Below are 25,169 nucleotides of genomic sequence, written 5' to 3' on the forward strand. Positions count from 1 at the left end.
GCCAACCCCGAGCGCCAATGGCCTTGTGCCCTCAGCCCTCTGCCGAAACGGGTGATGATGCCGCGCTCGCCAGCAGGATGCGCTGGCGACCGCTGTAGATCTCCGCCCGCCCCGGGCGGCAAAAGCCCACCAGGGTGAGCCCGGTCTGCTCGGCCCGCTCGACCGCGAGCTCGGTGGCGGCCGAGATGGCGAGCAAGATCTCCACCCCGGCGCTGGCGCACTTTTGCACCATCTCGAAGCTGGCGCGGCTGGTCACCAGGATGGCGCCGTCGCGCCGTTGACTTCGCTGCAGGTGCCCCACCAGCTTGTCCAGTGCAATATGGCGCCCCACGTCCTCGCGAATGGCGAGGATGTTGCCCTCGCCGTCCACGTGCACGGCGGCATGGGTCGCCCCCGTGCTCTGCCCCAGCAGCTGGAGCGGGCGCAGCGCCGCCAGCACCTTGTCGATATGGCCCACAGCAAAACGCTGGCTGTCGGGCAGCCTTGGCTGGGCGCGCACCACCTGCTCCAGACTCTCGCTGCCACAGATGCCGCAGCCGGTGCGCCCGGCCAGGGTACGCCGCTTCTCTTTCAGGCGATGGACGCAGCGATTGGCCAGGGTGATGTGCAGCTCGATGCCGCGACAGGCGCTCTGCTGCTCGATGTCGTGGATATCGAGCAGGCTGTCGATGATCCCCTCGGAGAGCGAGAAGCCGATGGCGAAATCCTCCAGATCGGCGGCAGAGCACATCATCACGCTGTGGGCGATGCCGTTGTAGACCAGCGCCACCGGGGTTTCGCAGGGCAGCTGCATGGCGCTGTCGGTGGTGACGCCGCGCTGATGATAATGGACCACCTCGCGATGGGCGCTGAGCGCCTGCGGGGTGTCGGGGTCGAGTTCAAGCAACATCTGGGGGCCCCTTAGTTGAGGGTGCGGGGATCTTTGGCCGAGATCCCGAGCCGTTTCATTTTCGACAGCAAGGTGGTGCGCTTCATGCCGAGACGCTGGGCCGCGCCCCGCTCACCGGCGACGATGCCATTGCACGCCTTCAGCGCCCGGATGATGCTGACCCGCTCATCCTCCCCCTGTGCCTCGTCACCCTGCGGCAAGGCGGGCAGCGGCTCACGGAACAGCTCCCGGGCCGGCTCGTCATAGACCAGGGTCTCTATCTTGTGAAAGCCCTTGAGGGGCAGCAGCTCGTCCGGCGAGAGGTTGAGCACGTGGCCGCGGGTCATCACCACCGCCCGCTCGATGATGTTCTCGAGTTCACGGATGTTGCCGTACCAGGGGAGCGACACCAGCATCTTCATGGCGTCGGCCGGGATGGAGGTGATGGTGCGGCGCATCCGCTTGGCGATCTTCTTGATGAAGAAGTTGACCAGCAGTGGAATATCCTCGCGCCGCTCGCGCAGAGGCGGCAGCTCGATGGGAAAGACGTTGAGCCGGTAATAGAGGTCGCTGCGAAAGCGCTTGTTCTTGACCATGGAGAGCAGATCGCAGTTGGTGGCTGCCACCAGCCGCACGTCGATGGCAATGGGGTTGCTGTTGCCCACCCGCTCCAGCTCGTGCTCCTGCAAGACCCGCAACAGCTTGGGCTGCAGATCGAGCGGCATGTCCCCCACCTCGTCGAGGAACAGGGTGCCCTTGTGGGCCCGCTCGAAGCGGCCGATGCGCTGGGTCAGCGCCCCGGTGAAGGCCCCCTTCTCATGGCCAAACAGATCGCTTTCGATAAGGCCGGTGGGAATGGCGGCGCAGTTCACCTTGACCATCTCGTGATCGTGGCGGGCACTCAGGGCGTGAATGGCCTGGGCGATCAGCTCCTTCCCGGTGCCGGTCTCCCCCAGAATGAGCACGGTGCAGTCGCTCTGGGCCACCAGCTTCACCTTCTCCAGCACCTTCTCCATCACGGCGCTCTGGTAGATGATGTTGGCAAAGTCCCCCTGCGGCGCGGGTCCGTCGACTCTGAGGGTCTTCTCCCTGGCGCCGGTGGTGTTGGAGATCTCCTGCTGCGCCTGCACGTTGTTCATGGCAATCGCCGTGCGCGCTGCCACTTGTTCGAGCAGCGAGATATCGAGGTCGGCGAAGAAATCCGCTTGTGGGTGAGAGAGGATCAACACCCCCAGCAGGTTGCCCCGATAGCGCAGCGGCAGGATGCAGGAGCTGTCGGCGTCGGGGGGCAGGATCTGGGAGGTGAAACGGCAGCTAGACTGGCAGCCGTGGCCCTGCTCGCGATAGAGGAAGAAGGGCTCGCTGTGGCCGAGCGCCCCCTGCAGGCAGTTCTTCTCAAAACACGAATGGTTGATGATGCCGGGCTGTTCGCGCTGCTGCTGATTGACCAGGTAACTCTTGAAACTGTCGGAGGTGGCGTTGTACTCGGCCAGACACAGGCTGCTGATGCCAAAGTGGTGGTGCAGGATGGTGAACAGGCTCTGGGGCAGCTCGGCGATGCGCACCAGTTTGATCACCGCATTGGTCACGTCCACCAGAATTTTGCAGCTGTCGCGCTCAAGGCGCAGGGAGTTGGCCTGCTCCAGGGTGCGCTCCTTGTCCAGCACGTTCTCCAGCGCAATGGCGACGATGGCCGCCAGCTGGGTCAGCTTGGCCAGGGTCTCCATCGGGAAGGCATTGGCCTCGCGGCTGATGAACTCCACCCCGCCCAGGTGGCTGCGAGCGGTGGTGATGGGCAACTGACAATAGGAGTGCAAGCCGTCATAGACAGGGGTGCTCGCCAGCTGTTCGCAGCGGTGGCGAAAGCGGCTCGCTGGCAGCACAATGGCCTGCTCGCGGGAAAAATGGAGATCGGCCTTGCGGCAGATGAGGTGAGCCGGCCCCTGCTCCCCCAGGTAGTAGAAGACCGCCTCTTCCCCCGTCCCCAGGTTGAGGATGAGGTTGACCCGATCCACCTGGCGAAAGCAGGGCTGGATCCGGTTCAGCTTCTTGATGAAGTCGTCCAAGGTGACGGCAGAGAGCAAGTTCTTGGAGAGGGAGAGAAAGCCGTCATCCCAGATGGGTGAGATGTCGGTCAACGGAATGGCACTCACATTCAGCATTCAGGCCTCGCATTACATCTAGATGGGTACCCTTGCCGGCCAATTGCAGCACGGCAACAACGGTAAACAATGCATCAGCCATCGCAGTCAGATGTTATAATTAATTTTTAAAAACTTAACGCTTAATTATAAAAACTAACATGCACCGAAATAGCATCGCGCAGATTATCGCAGGATGGCTGGCATAATAAGTTAGCCCCATCCCCATTACAACCAAGCCGGCCCTGGCACATATTACAGCTCCGTCAGCGGATATTTCCCGCCACGCCCAAATATGGCGTCACTATCGCCGTCATTCGCCGCATATCGCCGCCAACTGGCCCATCCTCTGCCCCTGTTGACGCTGTCGCAGGCTCATGAGGAGAGCAGCCGGTAGTTGTGCAGCTTCAGCCCGCCGAAGATGAAGGCGGCCGAAAAGAGCTGAAGCCCCAGCAATAACCCACTGATATTGTCAGCTATTTCCACCGACACCACCCGATGGGTGAGATAGACCCCGAGCCCCAGCACGCCCGCCAGCAAGCAGTTGACCAGGGTGGTGGAGAGAAAAGCGATGAGCCAGGCCGCCTGCACGCTCAATGCCGCCAGCACGGCGCTCATGGCGATGCGCGCGGCGATAAAACAGCCGAAGAAGGCAAACCCCAGCAGAAATATCAATTCGTCGTGCCATAGAAAACACCCAATCCCTAACAACATCACCAGCAAATAAGCGGAGACATAAAAGATCCCGAACGAAAGATTTAATTCATTTTTCATGATGGACACCTGCCAGCTGAAAAAAGGATGAGCGGATCCGGGCCCTGTATACAGAGCCTGGATCCACTTTATTAACGACGATTACCCTTTGGCGGCGCTGCGCAATTTCGCCTTGAGCGCGCTGTATTCAGTCTGGACGTACACTTCCGCCCCTGGCTGATCCTCGATACGCTCAATTTTCACTGCGCAGTACTTGTACTCCGGCGTGTAGGAGACGGGGTCCACGTGCTCGATGGTGAGCTCGTTGCAGGCCCCGATCCACCACTGGTAGGTCATGTAGACCACCCCGGCGTTGACCCGCTCGTTGTAGTTGGCCCGGGTGATCACCTTGCCACGGCGCGACGAGATCCAGACCAGCGCCTGATCCTTCACCCCGAGCTTTTTGGCATCGCTCGGGTGGATCTGCACATAGCCCGGCTCATCGGCCAGAGTCTGCAGCGCCGAGCAGTTGCCGGTCATGGAGCGGCAGGAGTAGTGACCCACCTCGCGCACGGTGGAGAGCACCAGCGGGTACTCGGCACATGGCTGCTCCAGCGGCGGCCGCCACTCGGAGGCAATCAGCTGACCCTTGCCGCTCGGGGTGGTGAACACATTCCCCTCGAACAGGGTGCTGGTGCCAGGGTGATCCTCGGTCGGGCAAGGCCACTGCACACTCTTGAGATCGGCCATCTTGTCGTAGCTGACCCCGGCGTAGAGCGGGCAGAGTCCGCGCAGCTCGTCCCAAATCTGCTGGGTGTCGCGATACTCCATGGGATACCCCATGGCGGTCGCCATCAGCGAGAAGATGGCCCAGTCCGGCTTCACGTTGTCCGGCGGCGTCACCGCCTTGTAGAAGCGCTGGAAGCCGCGATCCGCCGAGCTGTAGACCCCCTCGTGCTCACCCCAACTGGTGGCGGGCAGAATGACGTCGGCCATCTCGGCGGTCTGGGTCATGAAGATATCCTGCACGATCACCAGCTCCATCCCCGCCAGGGTACGGCGGAACTGACCGAGATCGGCCTCGGTCTGGGCCGGATCTTCCCCAAAGATATAGAAGGCCTTGCACTTGCCCTCCTCCACCTTGTGGCCAAGCTCCGTCAACCGGTAGCCGGGTTTCTGGGAAAGAGACGGCACGCCCCACGCCTTGGCAAACTTGGCGCTGATGGCGGGATCGGCCACCGACTGATAACCCGGGAACTGGTGCGGCAGCATCCCCATGTCGCAGGTGCCCTGCACGTTGTTCTGACCGCGTACCGGCCCGCAGCCGGTGCCACGGCGACCGAAGTTGCCGGTCAGCAGCGCAATCCCCGCCAGCCCCTTGACCACGTCCACCGCCTGACCGTATTGGGTCACCCCCATGCCCCACAGGATCATGGAAGCTGGCGATGCGGCATAGGTGCGAATGGCGGCGCGGATATCGGCGGCTTTGAGGCCGGTGATCCCCTCCACATATTCCGGGGTGTACTTGGCCACCGTGGCCTTGAAGGTGTCGAACCCTTCGGTGTAGTTGGCGACGAACGCCTTGTTGTAGAGCCCTTCATTGATCAAGACGTTGGCGAAGGCGTTGACCAGCGCCATGTTGGAACCGTTTTTGAGCGGCAGCCACTGATCGGCGATGCGGGCGGTCTCCACCATGCGCGGATCACACACAATCACCTTAGCCCCGTTAGCCTTCGCCTTGAGGATATGGCGGGCGACGATGGGGTGAGAGTCAGCAGCGTTGTAACCAAACACCAGCAGGCACTTGGTCTCTTGAATTTCGGGAATGGCGTTGCTCATGGCGCCGTTGCCTACAGTTGTCTCCAGACCGGAGACTGAGGGTGCGTGTCACACCCTCGCGCAGTGGTCGACGTTGTTCGTCCCAATCACTGCACGGGCAAATTTCTGCATCACATAGTTGGCTTCATTGCCGGGGCCACGGGCAGAGCCGGTGGTCATGATGGCGTCCGGGCCATATTTCGCCTTGATGGCCGAGAGACGGCTGCTGGCGAACTCGATAGCTTCGTCCCAGGAGACGGCTTCGAGCTTGCCACCGCGCTCGCGGCGGATCATCGGGCTCTTGAGACGGGGGGTCAGCAGGTTGGTGTCGTTCAAGAAATCCCAACCGTAATAGCCCTTGAGGCAGAGCTGCCCCTCGTTGGTCCGGGCCGTTGGCGCCTTCGGCCCCCACCACCTTGTCGTTTTCAACCAGCAGGTTGATCTTGCAACCGGTGCCGCAATAAGGGCACACGGTAATGACTTTTTTCATGACTCACACTCTTGTTTGTTAACGAAAAACGGCTCGGCAAGCCCGCTCACACCCGCGCCGGCATCGCCAGCAGTGCCTCGGCACTGGCCAGCTGCTTCTGCCGGTTCAGGGTGTCAAGGTGGGCCGGCGTGACCAGCCGCAGCGCCTGGGTCGGGCACACCTCGACACAGGCCGGGCCCGCCTCGCGGTGCTGGCAGAGGTCGCACTTGAGCGCCTGCGCCTTGGTCTGCGGCCGCTTGAAGAGCGAATCGGCCGTGGGGGCCACCTCTTTCACCACCACCGCCATGGCGCCGTAAGGACAGGCCACCACGCAGGACTTGCAGCCGATGCAGCGCGCCTGCAGCACCTTGACGCAGCCATCCTCGCTGACGATGGCGTTGTTGGGGCAGGCCATGGCGCACGGCTTGTCTTCACACTGGCGGCAGAGCACCGGCGTGGTCACCTTGCTGCCCACGATCACCTTCAGGCGCGGCTGAAAATGGCTGTCCTTGGAAACCAGATGTCCATCCTCGATGGCAAGATGCAGGCCGCCCTCCCGCTCAAGGGTCCCGCTGCAAGACCCTGACTGGTGTGAAACGGCGCAGGCCACCTCACAGGTACGACACCCAATACAGAGACTGGGATCGGCAATCACGAAGCTGTTCATAGAGAGGGATCCTAAATGGTTCGTTACACCCGACCGCCCTCACCCACTAGGCAGGCGACAACGCGGTCTGCCCCCACAAAGCATTTATCAGACCAACACGGGTAGATGACCCGTCATAAAATCACAAGCCAATGAAAATAAAGGGGTAATATGGATGACAAAGGCGGTATTTTCCGTAACTGACGAGGGTGACGAAGAGGCTGGCCCCCTGCTCGACATGACAAAAGTGACGAGGTCGACACTGGCTGACAACCCCCTGCCCCAACCGCGTGATGGAGCCGTTCGAAGGAGTTTGGAGCAAGGATTGGGCACCATAAACTACGTAAGCGAAGGGACGAAATCCGGGGAGACAAGCCAAGAGCCAAAAATGGGATGCACAGCACACAGAAGCAGCTAGGGACAGCGGCAAGTTATTTGGTTTTGCTATCGGGCAGGCAAGTCATCATCAAGCCAAACCGAAAAAATAGGCCACTTATTGACTGATTTGTTGAGCCAGAGCCGGTTTTAAGCCCCTGCCCCTTCAGTTTTCTATCCCTGTGGTTAATATGTGCCAGTTGGCCACTATATATTAAATAAGAAGGGAAATGATGAAAAAAATGAGTACGGTTTCCTCTAAAATTGAAGAACGTTTAAAGCGTGATTCTATTGCACATATTCCAATAGGTAGTGTGAGAACTTTTTTATCAGTTATTGAAAAGCTCAGTACAACTGGTGAATTTTACTATCGAGGCCATGGATATTTTGGATTCAATATTCAGCCATCTATATATAGACATAAAGGTCTTATTGAAAACGAACATAGAATGTATAGAGAAATAATAACTAAATGCCCTAATGATTTTTATCATGCTACTAGCACGTTTGAACATTTAGTTAAGATGCAACACTATTTTTTACCTAGCAGACTACTAGATATTACCAAAAATCCTTTAATTGCTCTATTCTTTGCTTGCAGTAGTGAACCAAATGATGATGGTGAAATTATTATATATGACTTTGATATTGAAGATATCAAATACTATGATAGTGATACCGTATCTGTCATTGCTAATATTGCACGTAGACCATCTGATTTCTCTATAGAAAACATAAAAGCAATGAGCAAAGACCTCTTTAATAAAGAAGATGCGGTCCAGCTATTACTACATGAGATAAAACAAGAGAAACCATATTTTAAGCCGGTAATTAAAGCTGTTCACCTAGAATCTGTGATTTGTGTGAAACCAAAACTGGATAATCCAAGAATAATAAAGCAAGAGGGTGCGTTTTTATTGTTTGGAATAAATAATAACAAGCTTCAATGTGCTGAAATGAATAACAAGAAACAGGTTTTTGTTGATTCAAAACGCTTAGTAATTATGCGTGAGCATAAATCAAAAATCCTTACACAACTAGAATCTTTAGGTATAATGAAATCAACTATTTATCCAGAAATAGAGCATGTCGCTACACACATGAGAACTCGATATGAAAACAAACCCATTAAATAAAAGCTCTTGAGATGATATTTCATCCAGTTAAAAAACAACCATTTGATCACAGCACAATAAATTAATATCTTGGTGGAATAATGGCAGCAGGTAATGACTATGAAGTCTTTGTTCAAAATTTACAGCAGGCTCTACTAGACTCTGAAGAATATTTAAAATACAAAAACATCAAAATAGAACGAAATAAGATAATTACCGATAATTTCGGTAACTCTCGAGAGTTTGATTTATATTGGGAGTATGATTTAGGTGGTGTCACATATAAAACAATCATCGAATGTAAGGATTACGCATCAAAAGTAACTGTTGAAAAAATTGATGCCCTGATTGGGAAAATAAGGGACATTCCTGACTTAAAACCCGTATTCGCAACTAAAGTTGGCTACCAAAGCGGAGCAGAAGCTAAAGCGAAAAACAATAAAGTGGATTTGCTAATCGTAAGGGAACAAAACGAGTCAGATTGGCAAAGCCAAGATGGCACTCCATTACTAAAAATAATAGATCTTGATATACAAGCCCAATTGCCGGTTAGAATTGTAGCTTTTCGTCCTATAGTAGATGGTAATTGGGTTAAAGAAAATACGACTATTGATGTATCGAAACCTCTTAACCTTCACCATATGAACAACGAGATATACATTTGTGACCTATCAAAAAATGATAGATTTTCCATTTTTGAGCTTGAAAGTCGTCTACGTGAAGAATATAGAGACCAGTATGGTCAACATACTCAAAACTATCCATGTATTAATACCTTCATTGAAACATCAGAGTACAAACTCAAGCTGCATAGCTTAAGTTATGATTTTCATGTGCCTAAACCATCCTCTATGCCATTCACTATAGATTTTTCAAAAGAGTTAATAGGTGTTATTGAATATCTACAGAAGGATATAAAGACAGCTATCTTTCGAGAGAGAATAGTAAAAAATTGGGGGGGTAATTAATATTGCAGCGCCTTTTTCAGAAGTTCAAGTAGTAACACAGGGTGCAATAAGCGCAGCGTATTGCACCTCTTACATATTTAATTCGCGGTGCAATTCACTTCGTTCATTGCACCCTACTTGCTGTCTCTTGATAAATAAAGACTCTATTGCAGCCTTATTCCCTTCTCTTTTACTGCCAGAGCCCCTCTTTATTGGTCAGCATTTTATCGTTTATTTCTTAGCCAGCTTGATGCAAAACGCTGGCAAAAATGGATAGTCAGCTAAAACAATCACTTGCCAGGGTCTGGACGGGGTATTTCAATCAACGGCCAATTAATAATTTCGTTAGCCACCCCTTTTTGATTATTTATACCTGAGCATAAACCTACGACGGGTGTGTCATTATACCCTTAACGGCAGATGAACAGACTGTGTCCCATGAAACGCATCTTTATATCCGATTAGCTCCCTTCCCATCGCAATCCTTTGATTTCCCCCCGATATTGTATCCATACATACCTGATGTGTTCGGGGCGATCTGCTGTGGCAAACGTGTAAACATCAAACTGACAAGATGAACTCATGAACTGTGATAAACAACAAGCCCTGTCCGGCGTTACGCTGGCGGCGATCGGCGTGGTCTATGGCGACATCGGTACCAGCCCGCTCTATACCCTACGCGAGTGCCTCTCCGGCCAGTTCGGTTTCGGGGTAGAGCCCGCCTCCATCCTGGGCTTTCTTTCACTGATCTTCTGGCTGCTGATCCTGGTGGTCTCGGTCAAGTACCTCTCCTTTGTGATGCGGGCCGACAACGCAGGTGAAGGGGGCATCCTCACCCTGATGTCGCTGGCCACCCGCAACACCCCGGCCAAGTGGACCCCCTTGCTGATCATCCTGGGGCTGATTGGCGGCAGCTTCTTCTATGGCGAGGTGGTGATCACCCCGGCCATGTCGGTGATGTCGGCCATCGAGGGCTTGAACATCGCTGCCCCCTCCCTCGACCCCTATATAGTGCCGCTCTCGGTGCTGGTGCTGACCCTGCTGTTCGCCATCCAGAAACACGGCACCGCCACCGTGGGCAAGCTGTTCGCCCCCATCATGCTCACCTGGTTCATCACCCTGGCGGTGCTGGGTCTGAACAGCATCTTCCAGCACCCCGAGGTGCTGGGGGCGCTCAACCCCGTCTGGGCGCTGCGCTTCTTTGCCAAGTACCAGAGCGCCTCTTTCTTTGCTCTCGGCGCCGTGGTGCTGGCCATCACCGGGGTGGAGGCGCTCTACGCCGACATGGGCCACTTTGGCAAGAGCCCGATCCGGCGCGCCTGGTTTATGGTGGTGTTGCCCTCCCTGGTGCTCAACTACTTCGGCCAGGGGGCGCTGCTGCTGGCCCATCCCGAGGCCATCACCAACCCCTTCTTCCTGCTCGCCCCGAAATGGGCGCTGCTGCCGCTGCTGCTGCTGGCGACCCTGGCGACGGTGATCGCCTCGCAGGCGGTGATCTCCGGGGTCTTCTCGCTGACCCGGCAGGCGGTGCGCTTGGGTTATCTCTCACCCATCCGCATCGTGCACACCTCCGAGCAGGAGTCCGGCCAGATCTATATTCCGGTCATCAACTGGATGCTCTATATCTCGGTGGTGATCGTCATCATGAGCTTCGAGCACTCCAGCAATCTGGCGGCGGCCTACGGCATCGCCGTGACCGGCACCATGGTGCTCACCTCCATCCTCTCCTGCTCGGTGGCTCGCCACAGCTGGCACTGGAACAAGTTCCTAGTGGCCGCGCTGTTTATCGCGCTGCTGGCCATCGACGTGCCGCTGTTTGCCGCCAACCTCGCCAAGATCTTCTCCGGCGGCTGGCTGCCGCTCACCCTGGGCGCGGTGATGTTCACCGTGATGACCAGCTGGAAGAGCGAGCGCTTTCAGCTTATTCGCCGCCTCAACGAGCACGGCAACTCGCTGGAGCCAATGATCGCCTCGCTGGAAAAGTCCCCGCCGACCAGGGTGGCCGGCACGGCGGTCTATATGTCGCGGGTGGTCAACGTGATCCCACACGCGCTCCTGCACAACCTCAAGCACAACAAGGTGCTGCACGAGCGGATCATCCTGCTCACCCTGCGGGTGGAAGAGGTGCCCTACGTTCACAACGTGCGCCGGGTCTGCATCGAGCAGCTCTCCCCCACCTTCTGGCGGGTGGTGGCCAGCTACGGCTGGCGCGAGACCCCCAACGTGGAGGAGATCTTCCACCGCTGCAACGCCGAGGGGCTGAGCTGCCGGATGATGGAGACTTCCTTCTTCATGGCCCACGAGTCGCTGATCATGAAGGAACGCCCCTGGTATCTCTACCTGCGCGGCAAGCTCTTTATGCTGCTGCAGCGCAACGCCCTGCGCGCCCCGGATCAATTCGAGATCCCGCCCAACCGGGTCATCGAGCTGGGATCCCAGGTGGATATCTGATGGCGGATTGATGGCCTCTTAAAGGCATAGAAAACGTCAGCAAAGAGAGAGGGAGGCATTGGCCTTCCTCTCTTTTTGCCGTTAACCATGGGGGCATTTTTCCCCCTCATCCCCAACCCTTCTCCCGCAAGGGGAGAAGGGAGCACACCACCGCGACCATATGGCTGACTTTCCCTCATCCCAGGCCCTTCTGGTGCGAACCATGGCGAACAGAGGGTGGCGTCAGCTCAAATCATGCAATGCCTTGCCAAGCGGCGGGGAGAGACGAATATCGGAGAAGGTGACCGCCAGCCCCTCCCGCTCCGGCGTACAGCACATGATGCCGATGAAGTGGCGGGGGTCGGCCGGAAAGGGACACAGACGCAACAAAGGCCACTGCTCACCATCGCAGGAGTACTGCAGACGCAAGGCACCGTTGACCAGGGTCAGACGCAGCCAGAAGCGGCCCGCGTCCCCCGGAAAGAGCCCGGTCGCCCAGTCCGATTGGATATTGGTCAGCACGCTGCCGATCATGGGCTGGGCATCATTGAACTCGATACCCGCCTTTAGCCAGTGCTGCTCATTCTGGATCAGCATCAGGCCGGCCTGGTCATACAGGGTGGTGTAGTCCCCTTCCACACACACTTGAAAGGTGAAGTCCCCCTCCACCTCGCAGCCGTAGACGTGGCCTGAATGGCGCTGAAAGCCGTACCAGGTGCGTTGCCAAAAATCACTCCGATGGTCGGTCACCACCCGCACGCGGTCGCCATCCAGCTGCCAACTGGCCGGCTCGTTGAGCCAGGACCATGCTTTGAGTTCGTTGTTCATAGGCGTTATCTCCTCAGCAATCTATTCGGGACATCCACCCAGCGGGAGCCGGCGGGCACAGAGAAACAGCGCGCAAGAGAGCGCCGTGATGCAGGCAAATGCCCCCATCAATGAGAGCAGGTGGGCAAGCCCCCTATCATGGCCGGCCCCAGCAGAATGCCGGAATAGCCCATGGTCGATACGGCGGCCACTGCCAATGCATCCGGCATGGCCTGCTGGCGCCCCGTGGCGGTGAACAACATGGGCGCTATGTTGGCAAGACCCAAGCCTGTCAGCAAGAAGGCGCAAGCCAGCCCCCATAGTGATGCGCCGAGCACCAGCATGGCAAAGCCGCAGGTTGCCAAGAGGGCGCTGGCGACAAACACCCGCTGCTGCCCGCACAGGGCAATGAGGCGATCGCCGCTAAAGCGGCCGATGGTCATGGTGATGGCAAACAGGGTATATCCTATCCCCGCCTGGCTGGCATGGATATCCGGCAGCCCCAGCAGCAGGATCCCGCTCCAGTCGAGCATGGCGCCCTCCATGATGTAAGCGATGAAGCACAAGGCCCCCAGCATGATGACGCTGCCATGGGGCAACGCAAAAAAGGGGGTATCCCGCGGCTCCGACTCATTCAACAGCCCCGGCCAGGCCGACAGCATGAGTAGCAACAACAGCGCCTGCACCATGAAGATCACATGGAGGGGCGACACCCCGGATGCCAGCAACGCACTGGCTACGCCGGCCCCCATAATGCCGCCCAGACTGAACAGGGCATGAAAGCCGGACATGATGGGCTTTTCGGCCCGTTTTTCCGTGATGACCGCATGAATATTGACCACGACATCCATGGCACCGACCCCTGCCCCGAACACGAACAATGCCAGCGCCATCGGCAACATCTGCTCCAACAGCACCAGTGCGGGCATGGTGAGCAACACCACCAACAAGGCCGATGTAAAGACGCGCCGGCAGCCGTAGCGCGCCGCCAGCAGACCCGACAACGGCATCATCAGCAAAGAGCCGAGGCCAAAGGCCAGCAAGATGGCGCCCATGGCACCGTGATCGACATGCAACCGCTCTTTGGCAAGCGGAATAAGAGGGGCCCATGTGGCCAGGCTGAAACCGGCTATGAAAAAGGCTTTTCGGGTGGCCTGGATGGGCTGCTGGATAAGCACCGGCATGGCTAGTTCTGACATGATTGACTTCCTAACAAGCTCCCTGCGGCCAGGGAGCAAACGATCAGATGGCGGGACACAAGGCGGCAAAGGCAGGAATGTCGCCCAGCCGCTCGATGGTGGCGGTTGCACCCCTGTAGTGCTGTTGCTCAGACAACCCGTGGGGCCAGCCATACACCGCGGCGATCCCCGCCCGCGTCGCCGCCAGCACACCAAGGTCGGTGTCTTCCACCACGATCACGCGATCCGCCCTTGCCTCCAGGATGTCGAGCATGGCCAGATAGGGGTCGGGACTGGGCTTGGTCCGCAAGACGTCATCACCGGAAATCAGCCTCGGAGGATCCTGCAAACCAAGCAGTGCGATATTGGCCAGACAGATATCCCGAGGGGCTGTCGAGACGAATCCGAACGGGATCCCCGCCACTTGCAAGGCGGCGATCAAGGCTCGGACGCCGGGGCGAAGGTACGCCTCTCCCAGCTGCGCCTTGTAGGTTGCCACCGTCTTCGCCGTGATGTCGGCATGGTGCTCCCGCGGCACCTTTATATGATCAAGCGTCTCCTCCAGGCTCAACCCGATCAGCTGTTGTGGCTGGTAATAACAGGCATGCTCTGGCGCAAGATGGCGCAACACATCGAAGTGAAGTTGCTCGCTGTCGACGATCACCCCGTCGATATCAAAAATAACCGTCATGGACTGCATGGTGTCTCTCATGGTCAGTGGATATCCGCAAGACGCACCAGCACTTTGCAGTTCGGTGTGGAGAACGGCACCATGGCCTGGTTGGCAATGTCACAACCGACCGTCTTGAATGCCTGTTGATAGTCCGAGAAATCAAATACATGGCTGATCAATCCGGCAACCGGCACAGCACCATCCCGGATCATGGAGTAGGCCCGTTCAAAGCTGTTGTTCAATGAGTCGATGGAGCCGATCACCGACAGGCTCTTGTCTGCAATGCGCAGCACGTCCAGCCTGGCCTGCTTGTCTTTGAGGGCCACGTTGAGCAATTTGCCGCCCGGTGCCAGCCGGGAAAAACGAGCTCGGTCAGTTGTCCGGTGGTATCCACGCACAGGTCGATATTGCTCTGCTTGCTGCCATATTCCTGCTCGAGGGCCTGCTCGAAATCCTCATACATGGGTGTCGACGGCGGCAGGTGTGCCCTCGCGAACTCACGGCGACCCGGGTTGTTTTCCACCAGAAATGGCTTGAGCCCCCGATGATGCAAGACCCATAGATAGAGCATGCCCATGGGGCCGGCCCCCACCACGGCGGCACGGATATTGGTGTGGGTGATCGCCAGTTTGTCGACCCCTGTGATGGTGCAGCTCAGGGGTTCGGTCAGTGACGCCGCCTCCATGCTCACGTGATCATCCAGCTTGCGCAGGAAGCCCTCCCTGGCCCGATACTGGTGAGCAAAGGCGCCATCATAGGAGACACCGGCTTCGGTACCCATCTTTTGCTCGCAGTGGTTGGGATTGCCCGTTTGGCACATTCTGCACTCACCGCAGGCATAGGTCGGGTTCACCACGACCCGATCACCGACCTGGAGCCGGCTCACACCACGGCCAATCCGCCGTACCACCCCGCTGGTTTCATGCCCCAGCGTCGTCCCTGGCACCGCGACCGGATAGGCACCGCTGATGATACCGACATCCGTCCCGCAAATACCGCACACTGCAATATCGACCACCACATCATCCGCTTCGAGACACACAAGATCGGCGCACTCAATCACCTCGACCTGCCATGTTTTCACATATTTCAATGCCTGCATCACGCCACCTCCTTGTCCAGGGAATAAACCCGGCGCATCTGGGTAAATGTTTCATCCAGCTTGGTGAGAATTTCCTGCAAATGTTGCTGGGTACAGATCAAGGGAGGGCGAATTTTCAATGCATTGCTCTTGCCATAACGGGCACCACGAATGATCAGACCATGGCTGGCCGCAACCTTGATTGCCTGGGCCGCATATTCCGGCGAGGGAGTATCAAATCCGAACATATAACCCAGCCCACGCACACCAGAAATATCTGGCTGGTTATCCTGCAATGCCAACAGACCATCGCGTAAAAATGCCTCATTCTGCTGCACATTGGCGAGAAGCTGTTCATCCTCAATGATATCAATGACCTCGTTCAGGGCGACCAGTGATAACGGGTTGGCCCCTGAGGTACTGGAATGTTCAAATGATTCCAGCACGTCGAGTTTTTGTTTCATCAATACACCGGCCGTGGGAATGCCGATGCCACCGGCCCCTTTGGCAAATACGATGATATCCGGGTCCAGCTCTTTGGCATAACCGTTGCTGGCGAAGAAAGTACCGGTGCGACCAAATCCCGTCTGGACCTCATCGGCAATAATGACGATGCCATTCTTGTGGCAAAATTCTCGCAGGGCCCGGTAGAACGCCTGTGGAATAACGATATTGCCGCCATTGCCCATCACCGGCTCTATCATAAGGCACGCGATATTATCGTTGGATCCCAATTGCAGGATCTGCTCCAGGTCGGGATACCCTGCCAGCGAGGTTTCATCAACTTCCGTCGCCAGTACGCTCGGTGGTGTGGGGATCTTGAACGAGCCAGCAATATTGACATTGAAGTGCTTGATGCGAAACGCATTGCCCGAGATCTGGGCCGTCGCCAGGGATTGCCCGTGGTGCGACAGGTAGAGCGAGATGACGCCCGAGCGTCTGGTGTACTTCTGAGCCATCCGGATGGCGCACTCGACGGCCCCGGAGCCGGACACATCGCGCAGCCAGATCCTGTCTATTGCTGGCGGTGTATATCTGGTCAGCTTTTCGAGAATATGTTGCGAGATCTCCCATGTAAAAGCAGAACTCAGATGCGCACATCGATCAATCTGTTGTTTCAATTTCTCGGCCAGCCGCTTGTGTGTATACCCAAGCGGCAGGTTGAAGGTGCCGGAAGCGGCATCGATGAGTTTAAAACCATCGACATACAAATAGGGCCCATCCCCACGATACCGTGATATGCTTTTTTCAAAAAGATCTTCCATTTATACACTCCTTGATTTGCATATATAAAATTTCCACGTTGATGACCGCGTTATATTTGTGTGCAGGTATATCAGACGACGAGCAGACGCAGGCCATCACAGCGAAACAGGATCAGCAGCATGTCTTCTTAAATAAAGTCACTGCAGTTCTGATCGCAATAATTGACAAGACACTTGAATAACCAACGTCAGCCATTCACACATGGGTGACCATCTGCTTATATATTGCTGGTGTTCATGCCATTGTGCGCATCGGCAGATGATATTCACTGGCATATATCACCTGACTGGCCTCTTGACCGTCGGAAAGACTCATAGACATAGCATCAACATGCACGTGAAAGTGGCGAGGACACCCTAAATAAACAGCTACATGGATAATGCTCTGGCTACTTATATATCTCTGCGATAGGCACAACCTGCCGTCATAAATAATCACCACCAACAAATAGTAATAATAGAAATATCTCATATGGATTCGCATGTCACCCAATAGTTTCCAACCGAACCCACGAAAGCGATTTCATCCGGCAGAGCCAGGCAATTAAAAACTTTAACTCCAGATTTAAATTCCAAAATAAAAACCAAATTCGCATATTTCTCTCATTACATTGACAAAAAGACAGTGTTTTATTTCTTTTTTAAGGAGAGATGAGGAAGGTTGAGCAAGCCCGGTCCGACATCCCCTGTGTTCACGGCATCACACCACTGGTTGCCGGCTGCTGGTAAACAGGGCCCGCGGCTCAGGCAACAGACCACCAAACCCGGTGGGAAACTGCTGATGACGAACCCTCCCGGCGGCGTCGTCACAAGTGACGAACGTCACGGTTCGACAGTGAGGCAAGGCCTCGACACCCGTCGACTAGACTTTAAAAATAATTTAAAAACAAACAGTTATATTCATTCAGCCAGGCAAAGCCAAGCTGGCCCGTATCTTGCCAACCTGCCCCTACTTTCTCCGTTCGCGACACGACAAGGTAGGCTATGAACCGCTTCGTTATCGCTGACCCCAAGCTTTGTATCGCCTGTGGCACCTGTATGGCGGCCTGCAGCGAGGTACACAAGGCGCAAGGTTTGCAACAAGCCCCCCGTTTAACCGTTATGCGACACGAGCAGGCGACCATGCCGGTTCAGTGCCGTCACTGTGACGATGCCCCCTGCATCAAGGTGTGCCCGGTCGAGGCAATTCGCCAGACCGGCGATTGCGTGCAACTCAACGAGTCGCTCTGCATCGGCTGCAATCTCTGCGCCGTGGCCTGCCCCTTTGGCGCCATTCAGAGCGGCGGCAGCCGCCCGGTGGCCGTGGCCACCAGTTACGACACCTATATCCCCTGCACCATCCGCTCCAGCAACCCCTCCACCTCTGCCGGCCTGCGCTGCTTTGGCGAGGATCTGCTGAGCTGGGAGCCGGGGGTGCGCAGCATCGCGGTCAAGTGTGACCTGTGCGAGTTTCGCACCGACGGCCCGGCCTGTGTCGGAGCCTGCCCCTCCCAGGCACTGAAGCTGGTTAATGATGGCGACACCGAGCGCGCCGCACGTATCCGTCGCCAGCAAGCGGCCGACACCAACCCGCAAGGGGCCTCCGCCTTCTCGGCGCCTGCCACGGCGATCCCTGCATCCGATTTATCTACCACAGAGGGAGTTCGCTGATGTTGTCCCCCCTTGTAATGGCTACGCTCCTGCTCTTTTTGCTGGGCGCTGCCGCCGGTTTGCTCCTGCAAAAGCTGCCCGCACTGGCCAACCGTCTCAATAGCGGTTTTGCCCTGCTGGGCTCGCTCGCGGGTCTGGTCGCCGCCATCCAGATCTTTGCTCAAGGCACCCCCGTCGACGGCCAGCTCTGGCTGCTGGGCTCGGTGCACCTCGACATGCTTGCCGCGCTGATGCTGCTGGTGATTAGCACCGTGGGCGTCGCCGTCGCCCTCTACTCTTTTGCCTATATCCGCGAATATCAGGGCAAGGGGGATGTGGCCATCGGCGCGCTGATGAACCTCTTCCTCTTTGCCATGGTGGGCATGGTGCTGGCCGACAACGCACTCGGTTTCTTGCTCTGCTACGAGCTGGTGACCCTCACCACCTACTGGCTGGTCAAGACCAACCCGGAAGCTGCCAAACAGAGCCGTCTCTACCTGGTGATGAACCATATCGGCATGGCGCTGGTGCTGGTCGCCTTCTGGCTGCTCTGCCGTGAAAGCGGCTCGCTGGAGTTCGCCGCGCTGCGCGAGCACCATCTGGCGGGCGCCCTGGCCTCGCTGGTGTTCCTGCTCAGCTTCTGCGGCTTTGGCCTGCGCGCCGGTTTCGTGCCGCTGCACGGCTGGCTGCCGGTGGCCGAGCCCGTTGCGCCCTCCCATATCTCGGCGCTGATGTCCGGCGTGATGGTGAAGCTGGGTCTCTTTGGCATCTTGCGGGTCAGCATCGATTTTCTCGGCGCCAGCCAGCTCTGGTGGGGCTATGTGGTGCTGATCTTCGGTGCCTGCTCGGCAGTGCTCGGGGTGCTGTTTGCGCTGGCCGAGCATGACCTCAAGCGGCTGCTCGCCTACCACACGGTGGAGAACATCGGCATCATCCTGATGGGGATGGGGATCGGCATGATCGGCATCGCCAACCAGCAACCGGCACTGGTGGTGCTGGGGCTGCTCGGCGCCCTCTATCACCTGCTCAACCACGCCATCTTCAAGAGCCTGCTCTTTATGGGCACCGGCTCGGTGATGTTCCGCCTGCACACCCGCGATATGGACAAGATGGGGGGCTGGCCAAGCTGATGCCCTGGACCGCACTGGCGTTCCTCATCGGCGCCATGGCCATCTCGGCGCTGCCGCCGCTGAACGGCTTTGTCAGCGAGTGGTTTATCTACCAGTCGCTCCTTTCCATGACCAAACTCGGCACCTCTGTCGTTGCGCCGCTCGCGGTAGTGATGCTGGCGGTGACCGGCGCCATGGCGGTGATGTGTTTCGTCAAGGTGTACGGCATCTGCTTCTGCGGCGCACCGCGCAGCGAGAAAGCGAGCCACGCCCGCGAAGTGCCGGGCGCCATGGTGGCAGGGACCCTGCTGCTGGCCGCGGTCTGTCTGGTGCTGGGTCTGGGCGCCCCCTGGATTGCCCCCCATATCGCCAGCTATGGCCAAGCCTTGGTTGCCAGCCAGATGAACGTGGCCACTGGCGCCACCCTGCTGCCACTCGACAGCTCACAAGCGATCCTCTCCCCGCCCGTTATCGCCATCACCTTGCTGGGTCTGTTCCTCATCCCGCTGCTGGTACTGGCCATCTTCAAGGGGCCCAAGCTGAGTCGTCGTCACGCCGGCACCCCGTGGGCCTGTGGTTACGCCTATGAGGAGCGCATGAGCCTCACCTCGGGCGGTGTCACCCACACCTTGCGCCAACTCTGCGCGCCGCTCTATCGCAAGCAGCCGCAGCTCGATCTGGCCAGCGCCCTGCACGGGGTGAGCGATACCAGCGGGACGACCGGCTGGCTGCTGCATGGCGTTGTGCTGGCGCTCTTTATCCTGATGGCTGTAGGAGTCTGATATGCCTGTTCTTGAAATGCCGAGCTGGGGCATGGTTGCCCTCGCCCTGACCCAGGCCATTGCCATGCTGGCGCTGGCGCCGCTCGCCACCGGTTTCAACCGGGTGCTGCGGGCCAAGATGCACTCCCGTCAGGGGCCGGGCCTGCTGCAGGATTACCGGGATATCGCCAAGCTCCTGCGCCGTCAGGAGGTAACCCCCGAGCCTGCCGGCATCATCTTCAACCTGATGCCTGCGCTGCTCATCGCCGCCCTGTTGCTGGTGGGGATGGCGCTGCCGACCCTGACTCATGAGTCCCCCTTCCCCATCGCCGGGGATCTCATCACCGACATCTATCTGTTCGCTATCTTCCGCTTCTTCTTCTCCCTCTCGGGACTCGACAGCGGCAGCATGTTTGCAGGTATTGGTGCCCGCCGCGAACTGACCCTCGGCATTCTGGTGGAGCCCATTCTGGTGCTCGCCTGCTTCATCATGGCGATGATGGTGGGCAGCTCGGATCTGGGCAACATCAGCAGCTATGTGGCGACCCAGCCACTGGCCGCGCCCATCGCCACCCTGCTGGCCGGTGCCGCCTGCGCCTTCGCGGTGTTTGTCGAGATGGGCAAGCTGCCCTTTGACTGCGCCGAAGCCGAGCAGGAGTTGCAGGAGGGGCCGCTCACCGAGTATTCCGGTGCGGGCCTGGCCCTGCTCAAGCTCTCCATCGGCCTCAAGCAACTGGTGGTGGTGCAGCTCTTTCTGGTGATTTTCCTCCCCTTCGGCAAGGCGGCCAACTGGAGTCTGCCTGCGCTCATCGGCGCGGCACTGATCCTCGCCTGCAAGCTGCTGGTGGCCTTTTTGCTGGCCGGCATCATCGAAAACGCCATGGCCCGTACCCAGTTCGTGCGCACCCACAAGCTCACCCGCTACGGCTTGGGGCTGGCCCTGCTGGCGCTGCTCGCCTATCTGGTCGGGATCTGAGCCATGCCCGCCAGCACAGCAACTTTTTCCGATTTCATCATTTGTGAATGCTCATTCCCGAACATTAAAGTGAGAACTGCATGACCATCGCCATTTCGGATCGCATCGGCTGCGACTACATCCAGCAGGTGCGAGCACAACTGCCCCACGCCATCATCGACGAGGAGTGGCAAACCGCCGATCAGGCCACCATCACCGTCAAGCCCACCAGTCTGGTCGAGACCGCCAGCCTGATCTTCCATCAGCTGGGGGGCTGGCTTCCGCTCTCCTTTGCCAATGACGAGCGCAGCCTCAACGGCCACTTCGCCGTCTACCACGTCTTCTCCATGGAGGGCGACACCAAGTGCTGGATCACCGTCAAGGTGCTGGTGGATGCCGATACCCAGGAGTACCCCTCCATCACCCCGACCATTCCGGCGGCGGTGTGGGGCGAGCGGGAGATCCGCGACATGTACGGCCTGCGCGCCATCGGCCTGCCGGACGAACGCCGTCTGGTGCTGCCGGACGACTGGCCGGAGGATATCCACCCGCTACGCAAGGACGCCATGGATTACCGCCAGCGCCCGATGCCCACCACCGACACCGAGACCTACCCCTTCGTCAACGAGCTGGGCAGTGATGCCAACCGTATCGTGCCGGTCGGCCCGCTGCACATCACCTCGGACGAGCCGGGCCACTTTCGTCTGTTCGTCGATGGGGAAGATATCATCGATGCCGACTACCGCCTCTTCTATGTCCATCGCGGCATGGAGAAGCTGGCGGAAACCCGCATGGGCTACAACGAAGTGGCGTTTCTGACCGACCGGGTCTGCGGCATCTGCGGCTTTACCCACAGCGTCGCCTACACCACCTCGGTGGAGAACGCCATGGGCATTCCGGTGCCGGAGCGGGCCAAGATGATCCGCGCCGTGCTGCTGGAGGTGGAGCGCCTGCATAGCCATATCCTCAACATCGGCCTGTCGAGCCACTTCACCGGTTTTGACACCGGCTTCATGCAGTTCTTCCGGGTGCGGGAAAAATCCATGACCCTGGCCGAGCTGCTGACCGGCGCGCGCAAGACCTACGGCCTCAACCTGATTGGCGGGGTGCGCCGCGACATCTTCAAGGAAGATCGCATCAAGGGTGCCCAGCTGGTACGGGAGCTGCGTGATGAGCTCAAACCCCTGGTGGCCATGCTGCTGGATACCGCCAACATCTCCTCCCGCCTCATCGGTATCGGCAAGCTCGAGCCGCAAATTGCCCGCGATTTCAGCTGCGTCGGCCCCATGGTGCGGGCGAGCGGCTTCAAGCGTGACGTGCGCCGGGTTCACGATTTTGCCGGTTACCGCGAGCTGCCGATGGAGATCCAGACCAAGGCGGGTTGCGACGTGCAATCCCGGGTACTGGTGCGGATCCATGAGCTCTACGACTCACTCGACATGATTGAGTTCGGCCTTGAGCACCTGCCGGAGGGGCCGCTTTTGACCGAAGGGTTCACCTACCAGCCGGGCAAGTTTGCGCTGGGCTTTACTGAGGCGCCCCGTGGCGAGAACGTCCACTGGAGCATGACGGGAGATAACCAGAAGCTGTTCCGCTGGCGCTGCCGCGCCGCCACCTACGCCAACTGGCCCGCCCTGCGCTACATGCTGCGCGGCAATACCGTGGCGGATGCACCGCTCATCATCGGCAGTCTGGATCCCTGCTACTCCTGTACCGACCGGGTCACTCTGGTCGACCCCAAGAAGGGCAAATCCACCGTGGTCTCCTACAAGGAGATCGAGCGCTACGGTATCGATCGCAAAAACTCTCCGCTGAAATAAGGGGTCATCATGATCAAGCTGTTCAAGACCATCCTCAAGGCTGGCACCCCGACCGCCAAGTACCCCTTCGCCCCTATTGATGTGAACCGGGATTTTCGCGGCAAACCCAAATATCAGGCGGATCAGTGCATCGCCTGCGCCGCCTGCACCAAGGCCTGCCCGGCCAACGCGCTGGTGATGGAAGTGGACATGGAGACCGGCGAACGGCGCTGGGAGATCTCCATGGCGCGCTGCATCTTCTGCGGCCGCTGCGAGGAGGTCTGCCCGACCCGCGCCATCGCTCTCTCCCCCGAGTTCGAGCTGGCGGTGACCAACAAGGCGGATCTCTATGAGGAGGCCCGCTTCGCGCTGGCCCCCTGCACCCTGTGCGGCACCTACTTTGCCCCGAGCAAACTGGTGGCGCTGGTGGAGGACACCCTCAAGCAGGCGGGCACACCGCTCGCGACCCCGGAGCGGCTGCACCACTGCCCCGACTGCAAACGAAAACAGAGCATGCTGAGCCAGCCTGACTCGGCCCTGATCACACCGATAGCCACACCGATGGCCGCACAAAAGGAGTGGATGTGATGAGCAAGATCAAAGGCATAGAACCGGTTGTCGGCCATGCCCATACCCGCGCCGTGCCGCTGGCACAGGATCCCGAGATCACCAAACTCAAGAAGACCCTGCTCAAGGACATTCGCCGCTCGGCCTATGTCTACCGGGTCGATTGCGGCGGCTGCAACGCCTGCGAAATCGAGATCTTCGCCACCATCACCCCGCTGTTCGATGCCGAGCGTTTCGGCATCAAGGTGGTCGCCTCCCCCGCCACGCCGACATCCTGCTCTTTACCGGCGCGGTGACCCGGGCGATGCGGGTACCGGCCCTGCGTGCCTACGAGGCGGCGCCCGATCCCAAGATCTGCATCGCCTACGGCGCCTGCGGCTGTGACGGTGGCATCTTCCACGACCTCTACTGCGTATGGGGCGGCACCGACAAGATCGTGCCGGTGGATGTCTATATCCCCGGCTGCCCTCCGACACCGGCGGCCACCATCTACGGCTTTGCCGTGGCGCTCGGTCTGCTTGAGCAGAAACTCAAAGCCACCAGCCACGAGGTGCAACCGGGTGAGCGGGTCGAACTGCGCCACACCGGCATCCCCAATGAAATCCGGGTGATGATCGAGCGCGAAGCGCGCCGCATGGCCGGTTATCGTCAGGGGCGGATCATCGCCGACGAGTTTATGGCCCTGCTCGAAGGGGCGACCCAGCAGGATGTGGATCTGCGTATCCAGAGCTACCTCGATCAGCACGACGATCCGCGCCTCTCGGAGATCGTCAACAACCTCGCAAACGCCTGCCTCAACCGGGCGGGCCGGCAAGGGAGAGGCGGTACATGGCTGACGAGGTTTTTTTCTATCGCCTCTCGCGCAAGTTCGTCGACGAGCAGTTCGACGTCCCCGAGGAAGCCAAAGAGGTGATGTACTACAGCCTCGCCATCGGCCACCACCTCGGCATCGTCGATTGCCTGCGAGCAGACCTGGTCTGCTCGCTGACCGGTTATCGCGACTGGGTGGCCAAGCTGCCAGAAGGGAGCGAAGCGCGCCGCAAGATGGAGGGATTTCTCACCTTTGGCGAGATCACCATCTATCGCGAGCACTGCCATATGCTGGCCTGCGCCTTCGACCGACTGCGCAAGGCAGGCAATCTGCTCGATGAGCAGGAGCTGGGCTGGACCAATACCTTTATGGATCAGCTCACCGCCCTCTTTAACGACCCCCATATGTACCTGATGGTAAGGAGCCGCTAATGGGCTGCAATCTCGTGTTGACCGTGGGCAATGCCATGATGGGGGACGACGGTGCCGGCCCCTATCTTGCCGACAAACTGCAAGCCGCCCCCCTGTCCGGCTGGATCCATATCGACGGCGGCATCGCGCCGGAAAATGTGGTCTACAAGGTGCGGGAGCTGCAACCGGAACGAGTGGTGCTGGTGGATGCCGCCGAGATCGGCGAGAAGGCGGGTACCCTGCAGGTGATCCCCCCGAGACCATCGCCGAGATGTTTATCTTCTCGACCCACAATATGCCGCTCAATTTCCTGATCGACGAGCTCAAGACCTTTGTCCCCGAGGTGCTCTTTGTCGGGGTACAACCGGCCATCGTGGCGTTCTCCTTCCCGATGACCGAGATGGTGAGCGAGGCGATGGATTATCTCTACGATCATCTGGAAGAGGCCAAAGATAGCGAGTTGTTAATAAACCGGCTGGCCCAGTGGAATATCACCAACGCGGCCACCGATTATTTGCCAGCTTGTTAAAAACGACAGCTTTCACTCCCTCTAAAGGCATATAAAAATGCCCGATGTTAAATTAAAAACATCGGGCTAATTGCCATGAAATTGATATAAATC

Annotated in this window: 18 protein-coding genes and 4 pseudogenes; 11 read left to right on the forward strand and 11 right to left on the reverse strand. The window is 58.0% G+C overall.

Annotated features, from left to right (window positions below; genetic code table 11):
• Window positions 1-31: 31 nt before the first annotated feature.
• The 5 genes and pseudogenes from fdhD to ACPDZI_RS12140 form a co-directional block, all read right to left on the reverse strand.
• Window positions 32-889, reverse strand: coding sequence for a formate dehydrogenase accessory sulfurtransferase FdhD (gene fdhD, locus ACPDZI_RS12120; protein ID WP_017784686.1), 858 nt, complete (start codon window positions 887-889; stop codon window positions 32-34).
• An 11-nt stretch (window positions 890-900) separates the two neighbouring features.
• Window positions 901-3,030, reverse strand: coding sequence for a sigma 54-interacting transcriptional regulator (locus ACPDZI_RS12125; protein WP_011706322.1), 2,130 nt, complete (start codon window positions 3,028-3,030; stop codon window positions 901-903).
• 354 nt (window positions 3,031-3,384) lie between these two features.
• Window positions 3,385-3,783, reverse strand: coding sequence for a hypothetical protein (locus ACPDZI_RS12130; RefSeq protein WP_005301849.1), 399 nt, complete (start codon window positions 3,781-3,783; stop codon window positions 3,385-3,387).
• A gap of 81 nt (window positions 3,784-3,864) precedes the next feature.
• A pseudogene (gene fdhF / locus ACPDZI_RS12135) lies at window positions 3,865-6,010 on the reverse strand (formate dehydrogenase subunit alpha).
• 46 nt (window positions 6,011-6,056) lie between these two features.
• Window positions 6,057-6,656 (reverse strand): 4Fe-4S dicluster domain-containing protein, encoded by a 600-nt coding sequence (locus ACPDZI_RS12140; RefSeq protein WP_017781341.1) that lies wholly within the window; start codon window positions 6,654-6,656, stop codon window positions 6,057-6,059.
• A gap of 584 nt (window positions 6,657-7,240) precedes the next feature.
• Between ACPDZI_RS12140 and ACPDZI_RS12145 the strand changes: the two genes are divergently transcribed.
• From ACPDZI_RS12145 to kup, 3 genes are all read left to right on the forward strand, one after another.
• Complete coding sequence (locus ACPDZI_RS12145) at window positions 7,241-8,146, forward strand: FRG domain-containing protein (protein ID WP_438833195.1); 906 nt, start codon at window positions 7,241-7,243, stop codon at window positions 8,144-8,146.
• Window positions 8,147-8,226: 80 nt separating this feature from the next.
• Entirely contained in the window at window positions 8,227-9,093 is an 867-nt protein-coding gene (locus ACPDZI_RS12150; RefSeq protein WP_438833196.1) for a restriction endonuclease, read from the forward strand.
• 561 nt (window positions 9,094-9,654) lie between these two features.
• A complete protein-coding gene (kup, locus tag ACPDZI_RS12155; RefSeq protein WP_438833197.1) occupies window positions 9,655-11,523 on the forward strand; it encodes a low affinity potassium transporter Kup in 1,869 nt (622 codons plus the stop codon).
• Window positions 11,524-11,745: 222 nt separating this feature from the next.
• Here kup and ACPDZI_RS12160 read toward each other — a convergent pair whose 3' ends face one another.
• From ACPDZI_RS12160 to ACPDZI_RS12185, 6 genes are all read right to left on the reverse strand, one after another.
• Window positions 11,746-12,330, reverse strand: a complete 585-nt coding sequence (locus ACPDZI_RS12160; protein ID WP_438833198.1) for a DUF1349 domain-containing protein — start codon at window positions 12,328-12,330, stop codon at window positions 11,746-11,748.
• A 107-nt stretch (window positions 12,331-12,437) separates the two neighbouring features.
• Complete coding sequence (locus ACPDZI_RS12165; RefSeq protein WP_438833199.1) at window positions 12,438-13,508, reverse strand: MFS transporter; 1,071 nt, start codon at window positions 13,506-13,508, stop codon at window positions 12,438-12,440.
• A 43-nt stretch (window positions 13,509-13,551) separates the two neighbouring features.
• Complete coding sequence (locus ACPDZI_RS12170) at window positions 13,552-14,187, reverse strand: HAD family hydrolase (protein WP_411582778.1); 636 nt, start codon at window positions 14,185-14,187, stop codon at window positions 13,552-13,554.
• A gap of 14 nt (window positions 14,188-14,201) precedes the next feature.
• Window positions 14,202-14,423, reverse strand: coding sequence for a hypothetical protein (locus tag ACPDZI_RS12175; RefSeq protein WP_438833200.1), 222 nt, complete (start codon window positions 14,421-14,423; stop codon window positions 14,202-14,204).
• Window positions 14,420-15,262 (reverse strand): zinc-dependent alcohol dehydrogenase, encoded by an 843-nt coding sequence (locus tag ACPDZI_RS12180; RefSeq protein WP_438833201.1) that lies wholly within the window; start codon window positions 15,260-15,262, stop codon window positions 14,420-14,422. Before ACPDZI_RS12180 ends, ACPDZI_RS12175 begins: the two co-directional genes overlap by 4 nt.
• A complete protein-coding gene (locus tag ACPDZI_RS12185; RefSeq protein ID WP_438833202.1) occupies window positions 15,262-16,506 on the reverse strand; it encodes an aspartate aminotransferase family protein in 1,245 nt (414 codons plus the stop codon). Before ACPDZI_RS12185 ends, ACPDZI_RS12180 begins: the two co-directional genes overlap by 1 nt.
• 984 nt (window positions 16,507-17,490) lie before the next feature.
• Here ACPDZI_RS12185 and ACPDZI_RS12190 point away from each other — a divergent pair.
• The 8 genes and pseudogenes from ACPDZI_RS12190 (at window position 17,491) to hycI (ending at window position 25,076) form a co-directional block, all read left to right on the forward strand.
• Window positions 17,491-18,156 carry a 4Fe-4S dicluster domain-containing protein gene (locus tag ACPDZI_RS12190; RefSeq protein ID WP_438833203.1) on the forward strand — a complete coding sequence of 222 codons (666 nt, stop codon included), beginning with the start codon at window positions 17,491-17,493 and terminating at the stop codon, window positions 18,154-18,156.
• Window positions 18,156-20,026, forward strand: a pseudogene (gene hyfB / locus ACPDZI_RS12195) (hydrogenase 4 subunit B). Before ACPDZI_RS12190 ends, hyfB begins: the two are co-directional and overlap by 1 nt.
• Window position 20,027: 1 nt before the next feature.
• On the forward strand, window positions 20,028-20,981 hold the full coding sequence (locus ACPDZI_RS12200; protein ID WP_005345231.1) for a respiratory chain complex I subunit 1 family protein: 954 nt from the start codon (window positions 20,028-20,030) through the stop codon (window positions 20,979-20,981).
• Window positions 20,982-21,061: 80 nt separating this feature from the next.
• The gene (locus ACPDZI_RS12205) at window positions 21,062-22,780 is read left to right on the forward strand and encodes a hydrogenase large subunit (protein WP_202002672.1); all 1,719 of its coding nucleotides are present in this window, start codon (window positions 21,062-21,064) and stop codon (window positions 22,778-22,780) included.
• Window positions 22,781-22,789: 9 nt separating this feature from the next.
• Window positions 22,790-23,347: a formate hydrogenlyase complex iron-sulfur subunit gene (locus ACPDZI_RS12210; protein WP_005351513.1), complete on the forward strand. Its 558-nt coding sequence runs from the start codon at window positions 22,790-22,792 to the stop codon at window positions 23,345-23,347.
• Window positions 23,347-24,162 (forward strand): annotated as a pseudogene (locus tag ACPDZI_RS12215) (NADH-quinone oxidoreductase subunit B family protein). The gene ACPDZI_RS12210 and the pseudogene ACPDZI_RS12215 overlap by 1 nt, the downstream one beginning before the upstream one ends.
• Window positions 24,155-24,568 carry a formate hydrogenlyase maturation HycH family protein gene (locus ACPDZI_RS12220; RefSeq protein ID WP_168967285.1) on the forward strand — a complete coding sequence of 138 codons (414 nt, stop codon included), beginning with the start codon at window positions 24,155-24,157 and terminating at the stop codon, window positions 24,566-24,568. The pseudogene ACPDZI_RS12215 and the gene ACPDZI_RS12220 overlap by 8 nt, the downstream one beginning before the upstream one ends.
• Window positions 24,568-25,076: pseudogene (gene hycI, locus ACPDZI_RS12225) on the forward strand (hydrogenase maturation peptidase HycI). Before ACPDZI_RS12220 ends, hycI begins: the two are co-directional and overlap by 1 nt.
• Window positions 25,077-25,169: the final 93 nt, after the last annotated feature.

This window comes from Aeromonas oralensis (assembly GCF_049665575.1).
Taxonomy (GTDB): domain Bacteria; phylum Pseudomonadota; class Gammaproteobacteria; order Enterobacterales; family Aeromonadaceae; genus Aeromonas; species Aeromonas hydrophila.